At 46.7% G+C, this 13668-nt stretch carries 14 protein-coding genes and 3 tRNA genes; 5 read left to right on the top strand and 12 right to left on the bottom strand.

Features of this window, described 5'->3' with window-relative positions:
- Positions 1-63 precede the first annotated feature (63 nt).
- The 3 genes from PGL02S_RS22680 to PGL02S_RS22690 form a co-directional block, all read right to left on the bottom strand.
- On the bottom strand, positions 64-1542 hold the full coding sequence (locus PGL02S_RS22680) for an ABC transporter substrate-binding protein (RefSeq protein WP_006209136.1): 1479 nt from the start codon (positions 1540-1542) through the stop codon (positions 64-66).
- Between the two features lie 126 nt (positions 1543-1668).
- Positions 1669-3180: a response regulator transcription factor gene (locus tag PGL02S_RS22685; RefSeq protein WP_036637960.1), complete on the bottom strand. Its 1512-nt coding sequence runs from the start codon at positions 3178-3180 to the stop codon at positions 1669-1671.
- Positions 3173-4996, bottom strand: a complete 1824-nt coding sequence (locus PGL02S_RS22690; protein ID WP_036637958.1) for a cache domain-containing sensor histidine kinase — start codon at positions 4994-4996, stop codon at positions 3173-3175. Before PGL02S_RS22690 ends, PGL02S_RS22685 begins: the two co-directional genes overlap by 8 nt.
- A 176-nt stretch (positions 4997-5172) precedes the next feature.
- Between PGL02S_RS22690 and PGL02S_RS22695 the strand changes: the two genes are divergently transcribed.
- Positions 5173-5511 carry a L,D-transpeptidase gene (locus PGL02S_RS22695; protein ID WP_036638025.1) on the top strand — a complete coding sequence of 113 codons (339 nt, stop codon included), beginning with the start codon at positions 5173-5175 and terminating at the stop codon, positions 5509-5511.
- A gap of 100 nt (positions 5512-5611) precedes the next feature.
- Complete coding sequence (locus PGL02S_RS22700; protein ID WP_036637956.1) at positions 5612-6688, top strand: AI-2E family transporter; 1077 nt, start codon at positions 5612-5614, stop codon at positions 6686-6688.
- A gap of 98 nt (positions 6689-6786) precedes the next feature.
- Here the strand turns inward: PGL02S_RS22700 and PGL02S_RS22705 are convergent, their stop codons facing one another.
- The 4 genes from PGL02S_RS22705 to PGL02S_RS22720 form a co-directional block, all read right to left on the bottom strand.
- Positions 6787-7215 carry a hypothetical protein gene (locus PGL02S_RS22705; protein ID WP_255308663.1) on the bottom strand — a complete coding sequence of 143 codons (429 nt, stop codon included), beginning with the start codon at positions 7213-7215 and terminating at the stop codon, positions 6787-6789.
- A complete protein-coding gene (locus PGL02S_RS22710; protein ID WP_036638021.1) occupies positions 7202-7888 on the bottom strand; it encodes a uracil-DNA glycosylase in 687 nt (228 codons plus the stop codon). Before PGL02S_RS22710 ends, PGL02S_RS22705 begins: the two co-directional genes overlap by 14 nt.
- Before the next feature lie 207 nt (positions 7889-8095).
- A tRNA-Leu gene (locus tag PGL02S_RS22715) sits at positions 8096-8181 on the bottom strand.
- Positions 8182-8334: 153 nt separating this feature from the next.
- Entirely contained in the window at positions 8335-8520 is a 186-nt protein-coding gene (locus PGL02S_RS22720; protein ID WP_036637952.1) for a hypothetical protein, read from the bottom strand.
- Between the two features lie 147 nt (positions 8521-8667).
- Here PGL02S_RS22720 and PGL02S_RS22725 point away from each other — a divergent pair, with 147 nt between their 5' ends.
- The 3 genes from PGL02S_RS22725 (at position 8668) to PGL02S_RS22735 (ending at position 11557) form a co-directional block, all read left to right on the top strand.
- On the top strand, positions 8668-9432 hold the full coding sequence (locus PGL02S_RS22725) for a polysaccharide deacetylase family protein (protein ID WP_036638018.1): 765 nt from the start codon (positions 8668-8670) through the stop codon (positions 9430-9432).
- A gap of 190 nt (positions 9433-9622) precedes the next feature.
- Positions 9623-10240 carry a TetR/AcrR family transcriptional regulator gene (locus PGL02S_RS22730; protein WP_036637949.1) on the top strand — a complete coding sequence of 206 codons (618 nt, stop codon included), beginning with the start codon at positions 9623-9625 and terminating at the stop codon, positions 10238-10240.
- A gap of 111 nt (positions 10241-10351) precedes the next feature.
- On the top strand, positions 10352-11557 hold the full coding sequence (locus tag PGL02S_RS22735) for an MFS transporter (protein WP_036637947.1): 1206 nt from the start codon (positions 10352-10354) through the stop codon (positions 11555-11557).
- 92 nt (positions 11558-11649) lie between these two features.
- Here PGL02S_RS22735 and PGL02S_RS22740 read toward each other — a convergent pair whose 3' ends face one another.
- The 5 genes from PGL02S_RS22740 to PGL02S_RS28370 all read right to left on the bottom strand — a co-directional run bounded on the left by PGL02S_RS22740 (position 11650) and on the right by PGL02S_RS28370 (position 13574).
- Complete coding sequence (locus PGL02S_RS22740; RefSeq protein ID WP_006209126.1) at positions 11650-11838, bottom strand: hypothetical protein; 189 nt, start codon at positions 11836-11838, stop codon at positions 11650-11652.
- 490 nt (positions 11839-12328) lie between these two features.
- Positions 12329-12937, bottom strand: a complete 609-nt coding sequence (locus PGL02S_RS22745) for a stalk domain-containing protein (protein WP_036637946.1) — start codon at positions 12935-12937, stop codon at positions 12329-12331.
- 184 nt (positions 12938-13121) lie between these two features.
- A tRNA-Ile gene (locus PGL02S_RS22750) sits at positions 13122-13195 on the bottom strand.
- 55 nt (positions 13196-13250) lie between these two features.
- A tRNA-Met gene (locus PGL02S_RS22755) sits at positions 13251-13327 on the bottom strand.
- Positions 13328-13409: 82 nt separating this feature from the next.
- The gene (locus PGL02S_RS28370; protein ID WP_006209118.1) at positions 13410-13574 is read right to left on the bottom strand and encodes a hypothetical protein; all 165 of its coding nucleotides are present in this window, start codon (positions 13572-13574) and stop codon (positions 13410-13412) included.
- Between the last annotated feature and the right edge of the window lie 94 nt (positions 13575-13668).

Here is a 13668-nt window from a genome sequence, read left to right on the forward strand (position 1 = left end):
TTGTTCATGCTGAAGCGGTATCTTTGCCCATAGTGGACATGCGGACTGCTTCATGCATTGTTATTACTTGCTTGCTTTCCAAGCATCAATTTGGCTTTGTGCTTCAGCCATGATCTTGTCCAGACCAGCAGCTTTCAGCTTTTCATTCGCTTTTGGCAGGAACTCTTCCGGATTCACGGTACCTGTCATCAGCGGTGCCCAGAACTCTTCTTTTACGTTATTGACTGCAGCGAGCTCTGTGGATACTTTGGTTGGATCGAAGTTGAAACCGAGCAGCGGAGCAGGCTTGCCGGACTCGTTAAACTTCTTGAACTCTTCCCATTTGTTCTCGGGATCTTCAGGATTCAAGTACGTCAGCATAACATTCCCAAGTGCGAAGGTAGGCATGTCGTAGTTTTTCGATTCTGGCAAGTTTTCCATTACATTCTCGCTAAGCTTCTTGTAATGCACGTCTTCGATACCGGAGTCAACCAGGTTGCGAAGATATACGTCCGTGTTCAGCAAGTTCAGGAATTCCATCGCTTTCTCAGGGTACTTCGAGTTAGCGGAGATCGCTTGCATGGAACCCATAACCGACCAGTTAAAGATGTTGGCATCGCCAGCCGGCGTAGATACGACCGGATAGCCATAGCTTTGGCTCCACAGATTGTCTGCGAACGGCTGTGTTGCCGCACGATCCGCAAACCAGTTGCCGGATGTCATCAGGTCTTGCGTCGAAGTTGTTGTAGCTGCTTCTGGGGAGATATATCCCGCTTTGTAATACTTGTTCATCAATTTGAGCATGTCCATCGTTTCTGGCATTTCGAGGAAGTTCACAACTTTTAATTCTTCCTTGTCATCCAGGTATACAGCCATTGGCATCTTTTCGATGATGTAATCAAACGGAAGCAGCGGGCCGAAATCCTTGCTTACGGCCAATGGAACAACGTTTGGTTCATTTTCCTTAATCGTTTTGAGCAGCGGCTCCAGGCTTTCCATCGATTTCACGCCTGAAATATCGAGATTGTATTTATCAAGCAGCGTTTTATTAAAGCGCCATGCTTCTTGAGCAGGAAGCTCTTTATTTGCCGGAATTGCGTAATTGTGTCCGTCTACCTTGGAACCTTCCAGGAACGCCGGATCAATTGCGTCTTTAATGCCTTGTCCATGGCTTTCGATCAGTGCATCCAATTCCATGAATGCGCCTTTACGTGCATTTTGTACATAGTCGAACGCCCATGAGCTTGTGAAGAGGATGTCCATCGGTTCCCCGGAAGCTGCCATTACCTGCATCTTCTGGTTGTAGTCACCGAAGTCGATCATTTTCATGTCAACGGTTACACCAATCTTCTCAGTTGTGTATTTATTGATTTCCTCTTCAACCTTGTCAACATCCTTTTGAGGTGTTCCGATCGTGTACCAGATCAGCTCTACCGGTTTTTCGGCAGTTCCCCCGCCATTTCCTGCACTCTCTTCCTTATTGCCTCCACATGCTGACAGCAGCATGGATGCGGACAAAAGAAGCGTAAGCGGCAGAAGCCATTTCTTTTTCGATTTACTCATGTTTATCCTCCCTTTTGAATCCTTGTGTCTCTACACCTATAAGGTTATCCCATGAAAGCAGTTTCACATAGGCGAAAAATTAAAGGAATTATGGTGAAAATAAAGAAAAAACTCTGATTAAATCAATCAGAGCATTCCTCTAAAGTCTCTTGGCGATACGCCGACAAACTTTTTGAACTGTTTATAGAAATAACCCGTTTCCCAGTAACCTACATTTTTTGCGATATCTTGAACTTTGGCAGAGGAGTTTCGCAGTAGTTCTTTGGCTCTATCGATGCGGTACCTGTTAATATACTCCGTAAAGCTCTCTCCCGTTTCTTTGTGAAAGAGATGCCCAAGATACACGGGATGAATATGGTATTGGGCACCCAACACCTTCAATGACAAATCCTCGTTAAAATGCTGCTGGATATGGTGCAAAATCTGCTGAATGACAGGGCTCTTCACGTCATTGTTGAGCGAGTCAACCAGACCGCCGACCCCTTCTTTCACGGCCGTAATCAAGTCGTCTATCGATATGGACTCCATAATATCGGTAATCGTGTTTTTTACAAAATCGGGGGCAGCCGTGTATTGAATATCGTTAAGCTCCAGCTTCAGGCGAACAACCATCTCAACCGCGACACTCTTCAGTATCGTTGGGGTCATGCCCTGCGTGTGGCGAAGCCGGTCAAAATCGCTGTCGATCAGCTCAAACAGCCCCTGCTTGTCCCTGCCAGCGATGCCTTTTGCATACTCAGGCCACTGGACCGTGTAGGATTCCGCGGCTTCGCCCTTCTTCGCCTGAACATCAACATAATCCACGTAGGAGGGCTGCTCCAGCACGAGATAGTATTCCTGTGCCTCCTTCGCATGGAGATAGCTATCCTTATAATTTCCTCCGAGGCTCTCTATGCTCCCAAGCGATATGCACAGCTCCTCTTCATAACACTGCTCGCGCACCTGCTGCAGGAGCCTGATCGCCCTCGCCTTTTCCGTATCCGGCTCCCTCATCATAAATATCACCACATGGTCGCCGTCATTGTCCCGGAAATACATAACGCCCTGCTCCTGCTCCATCAATTGATACAGACAGCTCTCAAGCGGCGTGAAATCAGCTCGCAGTATGGATGCCATGACATAGGGCAAATTCAGGTTCAGCCCCAGAAGATTTGCGCGTTCCTCCAGCTCCTCCGGCTCAATCCGGTCCGTGATCCAGCGGTATAGAATATTGCTTCGCAGAATGTTAATGTCGTATTCGTCCAGTCTCATTTCTCTCTTGGCATTGTTCATCTTATCGGTCGTACTGGCAATGGTCTCTTCCAGTTCCTTCAGATTGATCGGCTTGAGCAAATAATTCTCGATCCCGAGACGCATACCTTCCTTCAAATAGGCAAAATCGTCAAAGCCGCTGAGGATGATCACCTTCAGATTGCGGTTCAGCTTGCGTGCGCCTTCTATCAATTCAAGTCCTGTCATCACAGGCATTGATATATCCGTTATGAGGATATCAACGGGGACGACCGCCATCTTCTCCAATGCCTGGCGACCGTTTCCTGCGTGACCCACCACCTCAATGCCATACTTGGACCAATCCACGACATCTACCAATCCTTCTATAATGAACGGCTCATCATCCACGATAAATACCTTATACATCGTTATCCAACTTCCCTTCTGTCACCGGAAATCTGACGGTCACCGTCGTTCCGTTACCCGGCTCACTCTCGATGTCCATCCCGTAAGAACTTCCAAACGTCAGCTTTAACCGTTCATTCACACTTCGCAGCCCAAAGGATTCTCCGTTGGACTCAGCCATCTGCAGTCTTGCACGGATATCCTCAAGCCGCTTTGGTTCGATTCCCTTCCCGTTATCCTTGATCACAATGCAGACCTCACCGTCCTGCTGCGTAGCGGTGATCGATAGCCAGTTATCATCCTGGTCGCTCCGCAATCCATGTACAATATAGTTCTCAATGAGCGGCTGCAGCGACATTTTCATCATCGGCACACTCTTGATTGGTTCCTCGCAGAACATTTTATAAATATACTTGTCCTTATAGCGAATACGGAACAGTTCCAGATAGAGCCGGCAAGCTTCCAGCTCATCCTTCAACGTATAGTTGGACTTGCGCTGTACGATATTCTTAAACAGCATCGATAAGCTGTAGATCATATCGCCAACATCCTGAGCGCCCTGAGAGAGAGCTCTCATTCGTATCACTTCAAGCGTATTATATAGAAAATGCGGGTTAATTCTGGCCTGCAGCGCGGACAGCTCCGCGTTCTTCTGGTTGATCTCCGCTTTATATACCTTATCGATATATCGTGTCAGCTCATCCAGCATTTCATTAAAGCTGCCGGCAATTTGCCCCAGCTGATCCTCCTTGGTATCCTGCATCCGGGCAACAAACTCGCCCTTCTCCACCTTGCGCATGAATCGGATGATGTTATCGGTCCGCTTGGAGTAGTTCACAATCATCAGGGCCGGAATGGAAACGGCAACAACAATGCATAACATGGCTGCAATAATAATCGTGCTCTGCAAGCCATGCAGGGATTCCGCAACCTCGTGCTTCGGAGTAATCCCTACCACCGTGTAACCCGCCTGATTGTGAGCCGATATGGTTACATACGACTCCTCGTCCAAGAATACGGTTTCCTTGGAATTGAGCAGCCGCTCCGCATACGGATACTTCTCGCCATAATATCTGCCACCAGAATCAAACATTACGCTGCCATCACCCGACAGGACCATTACAGATCCCTTCATCTCATCCTCGCTGCTGTTCAGCACGGTTGCGAGCGCTTCCGTCCGGAATAAAACAAGCAGATGCCCCAGATTCTTGTAGGTGGTCATATCATTGATCGGGCTCCGTATCGAGAATAGCGGTACAGCAGCATCTCCAGCCAGCTTGCGAACCCAGAAATTCGGCAGTGTGACGCTCTGGCTTTCCATGGCCATAACATCGGGTATGTAAGAATGCGTAGCGTTCGCCTGATAGAGCCGGGTCATGCTGCCCTGTTTATATACATACACATACTGCTTCTCGGCACTGTACAGCATAATATTCTCAATATCCGGATCATCGTCCAGCCGCTGCTTAAAGTAAGCAAGCACACTATCCGTATTGGACTGCCCGCTGCCCACAATCCGGTTCATCCGCTTGGCAATATATTCATTGAACGAGTTCATGAGAAAGTAGGAGGTGTCAAGGCCAAGGGAACCATTGCGATACAAATCATTCACGTAGGACTGTACATTCTCATATTTTTGATTCACGTGCCGCTCCACCCGTTCAACTCCGCTGCGCTGGATATCCAGTTCGCTGCGAACAGCGGATTGAAACAAGAAATAATACATTAGAAAAGATAAAGTTACGATGGTGACCACCGCAATCAGGGAAATCAAGAGCAGCATTTTGGTAAACATATTATTTTTGATGTATTTTTGATAAAACCCAACAGGAGACATCGGTTATCCCCTTCCTGATGTAAAGCTTTTCATTATTAAATATAACATCGCCCCGCCCTTATCAACGGATGAAATTTCTTCCAAACCGTGAAGGTGCAATCTGCCTATTTTAGGCCAAATCTGGGTCGAATGCCTTCCCCGATTCATAACATGGATGAAAAAGGAGGTGGATGATGATGCCCAAGTACCGCATCATTGTCGATGTGGCCAACTATCAGCTGCATTTGCTGGACGGTGACGCCGTGGTACATACGTACCCGATTGCTGTAGGCAAAATGGCCACGCAGACCCCTCCCGGCAATTACACAATCGTCACCAAAGAGCCCAATCCAGGCGGACCATTCGGAGCTTATTGGTTAGGTTTGTCCAAACCGCACTACGGCATCCATGGCACGAATGATCCTTCATCCATCGGCAGATCCGTTTCCCATGGCTGCATTCGGATGTACAATGAGGATGTTGTGCAGCTTGCTTCGCTCGTACCCCTGCATACCCAGGTCACCATACGAAACTAATAACATAGACTGGTGATTTCAAATCCCTCCAAATTGGTTAAATACAAATGTTATATGGTACTTACGTATTTACCTATTCGTTGTTATGGAGGGATTGCCCATGATGCAGAGCAAATATTTCAGGACATGCTTCGGTATAATCGCGCTGCTCTTAATCATTTATCTAGGATCCGAGATCAGCTTTTTGTTCCGCCCAATCGTCTCCATGTTCAACATGTTGATTGTTCCTGTCGCGATGGCCGGCTTCTTCTATTACCTGCTTCGGCCAATTGTCGATTACCTGGAACGCCAGAAAATCAAACGCTCCATTGGCGTCTTGATGCTGTATTTCGTGTTTGCCGGACTCTGTGCGATCTTTGGCATCGTGGTGTGGCCGACACTTCGGGAACAGATGGAGACTTTCATAAGCAACGCCCCTTTCCTAGTGGAGGGCGTCCAGGAACAGATTGACCAGCTGCAGCAGAATCCGTACTGGTCCCGCTTCATACCAACCGAATCAGAGTTGACCACTTCGCTCACGGAATATATGAATCGCATCATTACCTGGATTAGCAACTCCATCAACAACCTGATTACCGTTGTATCCGGTGTTGTTGTCATTATTGCTACGATTCCCATCATTCTGTACTACATGCTCAAGGAGGGCAACAAGCTGCCGCCAAGATTGCTCAGCGTTCTGCCTAGACGATTCCGCCGTGACGGTCAGGAAGTGCTGGGTGAGATTGATTCCGCACTCAGCAATTTTATTATCGGCAAAGTCATCCTTAATCTTATACTTAGCGTTCTGATTTATATCGGATTTTTAATTATTGGACTGCCCTATTCCTTGTTGTTAACCGTAATCTCCTTCTTCTTGAATTTCATTCCGTATATCGGTGCGCTGCTTGCAACCATCCCTGTCGTTATCGTCGGGTTCATTGAAGCTCCGTCCATCGCCATATGGTCTGTCGTTGTTATTGTGATCGCACAGCAAATTCAAGATAATATTCTGACCCCTGTAATCTATGGCAAACAGCTCGATATTCACCCTCTAACCACGGTGGTCCTTATTCTGGTAGGTGGAGATTTCTTCGGACTCCTCGGTATCCTGCTCGCTATTCCTGCCTATATGATCATTAAAATTCTCGTGGTGCGGATCTACGAACTCTTCCTTGCTGAAAAAGTAGAGGAGGCTTAAACGCTTCAAGGAATTCTGCTTATCCTTCATTCAAACAAAAAAAAGGATGTCCCCGCCAACTTTACTATGGCTGCTGGGGATATCCTTTATTCAAATGATTACACATTGCCCCGCAAGGACCGAACGACAAAATAATGCTCGTCCTTACGCAAAATCATTCCATTTGACAGTGTGACCGTCTCCTCATCATGAGAAGCAAGAACGGCCTGAGAGGAGACCAATTGATTGCCCCTCCATACCATCACACAAGATCCAAAGTAGACTGCATTATCAAATTGAATCGTATGATTCACGACATAACCGATAGAGTTTAAAGCCGGAGAAGAATTTCTCGGCATTATTCTATGAATGGAGCGAAACGGGATGACAAGCTCCCCCGGGCCAAGAATGACCTTCTCCTGAATGGGGTCCCATGATTTCAACACACCTTCAACCGTGCTTTTCGCCCCGTCTAAACGCTGAATGACAACATGACGACCGATCCAATGCTTCATGAAGGTCACCTCTCGCGGATTATTCAACTCCATCGCCCGATGTGCTTGGGATGTCCCAATTCACCGGATCCATACCCTTTTGCATTAAATAAGCATTCGATGCTGAAAATGGACGACTGCCGAAAAAACCTTTGTGCGCTGCAAATGGACTCGGATGACTGGACTCAAGCACCTTGTGCCGACTTCGGTCTATGAAAGAACCCTTCTTCTGTGCGTAACTGCCCCATAATATAAACACCATTGGCTGATCGCGTTCATTCAGCTTTGCAATAACGGTATCCGTGAATCGCTCCCACCCGATTCCTTTATGCGAATTGGGCTCACCTTCGCGTACCGTAAGAACCGCATTAAGCAGCAGCACCCCCTGATCAGCCCACGACTGCAAAGAGCCATGGTGCGGAACAGGTACACCCAAATCGGATGCCAGCTCCTTATGTATATTGCGCAGAGACGGAGGAATCGTAACTCCGGGTGAAACGGAAAAGCTTAATCCCTGTGCCTGCTTTCGTCCGTGATAGGGATCTTGTCCCAAAATAACGACTTTTGTGGATTCATACGATGTTTGGTGAAGAGCTCGAAATATATCTTCCTTAGGAGGATACACCGTGCTGCGCCGGTATTCCTCGTCCACCCGTTCCATCAACGCTTGAAAATAAGGCTTATCCATCTCTCCGTTCAGGATAACGTCCCAATCATTATTAAACACCCGCATCTCTCCTCCCCTCCTCCTCACACAGGTCAGCGTGGAATTATAAAAGAATGCGATTTTTATAGAAAGGACTTTACCGTCTTCCATTCCGTTTGTTCCGATAATAGCCTCGTCAAAAAAATTGACCTCTTGTCAATTAAAAAAACAAGCCGGCACCCATACAGGGGGCCGACTTATTTCGCATCTTACCAGACGCTGTTATAATGCCGAGGACGGGGGTCGAACCCGTACGGTAGTCACCTACCGCAGGATTTTAAGTCCTGTGCGTCTGCCAATTCCGCCACCCCGGCATATTTTATCTTAGATTCGCTCTATTCAAATCACCATATGGGATTCATACCGATTAACGGAAAATTTTGCGATTCTTTTCGTTCTGGCGACAAAATCGATAATACCATGTCTAACCATATGATGTCAATATATGAAACTCATATTTTTTCGCATCACCCTGAATGCGATCCCCCATTTTTCTCGATTGCCCCGAGTCGCTGCTCTAATTCATCGATTCGATCGCGCTGCTCCGTTATGTTCGATGCTTTACCGGAAGCCTTTACCTTTGCCCAATCCACCACCCCCTGGTAGCGGCTCACGTCAATCCCTTGGGCATTCGAACGATTACGTGATTGCATCTGGATCACTCCTTTCTACCATTAACATGCTCTGAACGGCGTCTGAGCCAGACATTAGGAATAATTTTACCGTGTTCACCAAATGATAAAGAAGCTTGCATGTCACATGCCAAGACTAGAACAGCAGAGAAAAGGATAATGATCACCATGAAAAAGCTCTCAACTGTTATATGGCTTACTCTCTCCCTCTCCCTGTGCCTTAATGAGCATGTTGATGCAGATCATGTGCCGTCTGCTTCCAAGGGAAGAGACTACTATGAGGAACGCGGAGAGATCGTATGGGAAGTGCCCACACCCAGCAAAGTGATTGCCCTCACCTTTGATGATGGTCCGGATGCACATACGACCGTTGAAATTCTGGATCTGTTAAAACAATATGGCGCAAAGGCGACTTTCTTTGTTGTGGGCAACCGGGTGGAGAAACACCCCGATATCGTGGCACGTGAGCTTCACGAAGGGCATGAAATAGGAAACCACTCCTACACTCATCCTTCCTTCCACAATATCAACGCCAGCAAATTAACCAGTGAACTGAACCGGACCCAGGAAGCGATTTTCAAAGCGACAGGCAGTAAAACCGTATTGTTCCGCCCGCCCGGTGGAAGTTACAATGAATCCATTGTAAGGACAAGCAAAGATATCGGTATGCTGACCGTATTATGGTCATGGCACCAGGATACGCTGGATTGGCGAAAGCCCGGCGTTAACCGGATCGTCAAAAAGGTTCTGGATAACGCGCACAATGGAGACATCGTGCTTATGCACGATTTTGTCCCGACCAGTACACAGACGGTGGAGGCGCTCAGCGTGATTTTGCCGGAGCTGCAAAAGCGTGGCTTCACATTTGTTACTGTATCCGAGCTGCTCTCCTATCATGATAAATCGCATAAGTTTATTGAAGTAAACCACTGATTCATCCCATTGCAATGCTAAAATAACCGCTGCCTGCAGGAGGTAACGGTTATTTTTCATCAGCTGATTTCTCGCTGTTTCGGACATTCAAACTCCCACTTGAATATTTTAAATCCATTTGATAAGATACAGAACGAACGTTCAGTATAGAAAAATAATGACAAAATCTGTACCTATAAGGGGGGCGCTAATGAACAAAAAACAACAGCAAAGCGAAGACACCAAGCGGCGCATCGCTGAAGCGGCCAAAGCCCTCATTATGCAAAAAGGATACAAGTCGACCTCGATTGAGGAAATCGTTGAAGCAACGGGAAGCAGTAAGGGTAACATTTACTACCACTTCAAAAGCAAGGAAGGGCTGTTTCTGTATCTCATCGAGGAATGGGATCTGGAATGGGAGCAAAAGTGGAGCAGCAAAGAACATCAATATACCACCATCACGGACAAATTGTACGGCATCGCGGATCAATTGGTGTTTGATGATTTGAACCACCCGTTCTCCAAAGCACTGGATGAATTTCTGAACAGCAGCGAGAGTATGAGCGAGGATGTGGAACAGCGGATTACCCAGATCATTCGGAATCGACTGGAATTTAATCAGAAATTGCTGCAGCAAGGGATTGATCAGGGTGAATTTGAGAACCATAACGTGGAGCACCTCTCAATTATATTTGAAAGCTTGATCGCGGGTTTAAGCCAGATGTCTCAAATGGCCAAGCTCGACAATGTGCTCGCGCTTTATCATTCTGCCATTCGTGTGCTCTTGTATGGTATCGCCAAGAAACCTGGCATGAATAACGGCAGATAAACGTTCCATTTTTTTGTGGAATGTTACAAACCGAACGTTCAGTATGCAATTATATAAACATGTAAATCACGACAACACGTGGGATCGTCATTTATTTTTGGAGGAATCATCATGTCATTACTGCTGCGTAATAATGGAGCGATCCTGCTCCTTATGTTCAATATATTTTTAGTCTTTACCGGTATCGGTCTGGTCATACCCATTATGCCCACCTATATGACGGAGCTTAATATTAACGGCAGTACCGTGGGCATGCTCGTGGCTGCTTTTTCATTAACGCAGCTGCTGTTCTCGCCACTCGCGGGCCGCTTGTCCGACTCCGTAGGACGTAAAAAAATTATCATCTCCGGTATGATTGTATTCGCCTTATCGGAATGGCTGTTCGGGGCTGCCAGCACGCCGACGCTGCTGTTTGCAGCCAGGATGCTCGGCGGCATAGGCGCCGCACTTATCATGCCTGCCATTATGGCCTACACGGCTGACGTGACTTCTAATGAGGAGCGTGCCAGAGGCATGGGCTTCATTAATGCTGCGATTACCACCGGATTCATTATCGGGCCGGGAATCGGGGGTTTTATTGCTGAATTTGGGATCCGGGTACCCTTCTATGCAGCCGCAGTCGCGGGCGGTATCGCTGCCTTGGTAACGTTAATTCTGCTGCCCGAATCTTCGGCCAAACAAGAAGCACCTACCGTGCTGGGACGGAAGAAGGAGAGTCTGTTTGTCCAGCTGGCGCGTTCCTTCAGAGAGCCTTATTTCTTAAGTTTAGTCATTGTATTTGTTCTCTCCTTCGGTCTTGCCAATTATGAGACTGTGTTCGGATTGTTCGTAGATCATAAATTCGGTTTTACCCCCAAAGATATTGCCATGATCATAACATTTGGTTCGATTGCCGGCGCCGTTGTGCAGGCCACAATATTCGGATGGATCCTGAACCGGTTTGGGGAGAAAAGAGTCATCACACTCAGTTTGTTAACCGCGGGAATATGTATACTGTTAACCCTGTTTGTGCATAAGTACTGGTTGATATTCCTCGTAACCTTCCTGGTGTTCCTGTCGATTGACATCCTGCGTCCCGCTATCGGTACGCAAATGTCCAAGCTGGCCAAGGATCAGCAAGGCTATGTTGCCGGCTTAAACTCCGCTTACACCAGCCTTGGAAATATCGCAGGCCCGCTTGTGGCCGGGTATTTGTTTGACCTGGATATCAATTATCCGTACATCGCTGCCTCCATCGTTCTCATTCTCTGCTTCTTCCTGGCCATGCGTGCCGGCAGAGCCTGGTCCGCTACCGAAGCCGTCATGAATGAACGTTGACGAACAGGGAAACGATCCCCCTACCGCTATATCTTTATAACATGGAACAAGCGCCCGTCAGCAGCTGACGAGCGCTTGTTTTGCTATGTATTTTAATAAGCCACCAGGACAATGATTGCCAATAGAGCCACAAGCGCAAATAAAAGTGCCCAGCCCAGCTCGAAGCGTCTTTTTTCTTTATAAGCCTTGAAGGCTTTTCTCGATTCAAACACGAATACAATCACCAAAAAGGCAAGCAACACAGGCAGTCCCCAGGACTGATTCAATACCCATTCTGACACTATGATCCCCCGTCCTATGTACTAAAATGAGCTGACATACCAACCAGTCGCAGCCCTTGGATTACATCTGGTCTTTAACGGCTCCTCTAAAATGTAACGCAAGTCGCCTGCGATTACAAATTCCCCAAGGAGAACATGTTGAAACCACGGAGAGATTTGGCCGTATTGTTTCAAAGGGACCTTTCGTGAAAACATGATGATCTGATTCGTCATTCGTGACGAACGAAGAACTAAGGCAGCAGCAACACCCCTTATCAAAATGGAGGTGCACAAGAAGTATGAAGAAGTTGGGAAGAACCCAATTAGAGCATTCCGGTGGTGTTATATCCTTGATCTTCGATGTTGTACTTTATATCCCCCGCTTGATCATCAGATGGTTAAACTGATACCAAGCAGCACGCTCGACCTATGATCATTTATGGCTGCAGCCATATAAACAGCAAAAAAAGACCCCGCCAGCCAAGGCTAGCGGAGTTCTTCAAAGCATCATTCACTTATAATGTGAAGTTGGATAAATGACTGCATTTCCTCTAACTTCAACTTCAAGTTCTTTTATTCCAGTAATATTGATTTCAATCTGCTCAGGCTTGCCCTGGGGAATGAACAACGATTTCAACTCTTCTCGGTTGTCCTTGTTCTTGAGAATGATCGTTACATCTTCTTGGATTGCACGTACATCTAGAACCAGTGTTTGATACTTAGATTGCGGGAAAAGATACACACTTGGCAATGAGCCCTTAGTAAGAATGACTTCCTTAAATTTATCCGTGTATTGTGAATCTCTAGACAAAGCTGCATTATAGTACTTTATTTGCTCATTCAAAATAGGGGTTGCCTTCAAGTTCTCACCGATATTCACGGTTCCCTTGGCTTTGTCAATTGTGATATTTGTTTTGGTTGCTTCTTTAACGGTACTGACTGGCAAATAATATTGACCATTCACCAAGATGGGTTTACCGGAGTGAGTCCAACTTTTCCCGTTTAGCACATACTTGAAGTTTTGTATGGTGCCTTTGATTTGAGGGGCAGCTGCATACACAGCAGTTCCCCCCAACATTAATAATGCTGTCATTGCAAGAACAATCTTTCTCTTCTGCATTTCTCTTTCTCCTCCTGTTTTCTATTTTCGACTCAACCCTTAAACTATCGGTCTAAAGACTTAATTACTTAATAGATAGATACAAAAGAAGGAAAAACGTATGCTTAAAGAACTAAAATATTGAAGAAGGTCAGGTTCTATAAACAGCAAAAAACCCTTGCGTCAGCAAGGGTTTTCGATAAAGTGGGCCCTGAGGGACTCGAACCCCCGACCAATCGGTTATGAGCCGACCGCTCTAACCAACTGAGCTAAGGGCCCTGAACATACATGTACACATAAACATAAGGACGTCATACATACATCGTTTAAAAATTGGTTGCGGGGGCAGGATTTGAACCTGCGGCCTTCGGGTTATGAGCCCGACGAGCTACCGAACTGCTCCACCCCGCGTCAATGCTGTATCAAACAGCGACAAGAATAAATATACACCATTCCCTTGCATCAAGTCAAGTACTGTTTTAATGGAATTTAATCAAGGCATAAATCGAACGCCGTATCGGCCCTTCCTGGAACGGTAAACCTCCACCATCCGCGGATCATTGTACCCGAACAGCCATCCATCCTGCTCCAACCGTTTGGCGAAGCACCCTGCTTGAAATTTGGTTTTATACAGCTTTCCGTAATAGATCCAATTCATCCTATGCGACTCCTTACCTGAAGTATAATCTGCTGCTGTCATATTATGTCCAAACTTCCACTAAAAAACCGCAATATCCACAAAGTCCTTCCCT

The sequence above is a fragment of the Paenibacillus glucanolyticus NBRC 15330 genome, from assembly GCF_004000885.1.
Lineage (GTDB): Bacteria > Bacillota > Bacilli > Paenibacillales > Paenibacillaceae > Paenibacillus_AQ > Paenibacillus_AQ glucanolyticus.

Excerpts from the sequence above, each read along its gene's own strand:
- PGL02S_RS22680 (WP_006209136.1), bottom strand. The coding sequence starts at position 1,542 with ATGAGTAAATCGAAAAAGAAATGGCTTCTGCCGCTTACGCTTCTTTTG.
- PGL02S_RS22685 (WP_036637960.1), bottom strand. The coding sequence starts at position 3,180 with ATGTATAAGGTATTTATCGTGGATGATGAGCCGTTCATTATAGAAGGA.
- PGL02S_RS22690 (WP_036637958.1), bottom strand. The coding sequence starts at position 4,996 with ATGTCTCCTGTTGGGTTTTATCAAAAATACATCAAAAATAATATGTTT.
- PGL02S_RS22695 (WP_036638025.1), top strand. The coding sequence starts at position 5,173 with ATGCCCAAGTACCGCATCATTGTCGATGTGGCCAACTATCAGCTGCAT.
- PGL02S_RS22700 (WP_036637956.1), top strand. The coding sequence starts at position 5,612 with ATGATGCAGAGCAAATATTTCAGGACATGCTTCGGTATAATCGCGCTG.
- PGL02S_RS22705 (WP_255308663.1), bottom strand. The coding sequence starts at position 7,215 with ATGGAGTTGAATAATCCGCGAGAGGTGACCTTCATGAAGCATTGGATC.
- PGL02S_RS22720 (WP_036637952.1), bottom strand. The coding sequence starts at position 8,520 with ATGCAATCACGTAATCGTTCGAATGCCCAAGGGATTGACGTGAGCCGC.
- PGL02S_RS22725 (WP_036638018.1), top strand. The coding sequence starts at position 8,668 with ATGAAAAAGCTCTCAACTGTTATATGGCTTACTCTCTCCCTCTCCCTG.
- PGL02S_RS22730 (WP_036637949.1), top strand. The coding sequence starts at position 9,623 with ATGAACAAAAAACAACAGCAAAGCGAAGACACCAAGCGGCGCATCGCT.
- PGL02S_RS22735 (WP_036637947.1), top strand. The coding sequence starts at position 10,352 with ATGTCATTACTGCTGCGTAATAATGGAGCGATCCTGCTCCTTATGTTC.
- PGL02S_RS22745 (WP_036637946.1), bottom strand. The coding sequence starts at position 12,937 with ATGCAGAAGAGAAAGATTGTTCTTGCAATGACAGCATTATTAATGTTG.
- PGL02S_RS28370 (WP_006209118.1), bottom strand. The coding sequence starts at position 13,574 with ATGAATTGGATCTATTACGGAAAGCTGTATAAAACCAAATTTCAAGCA.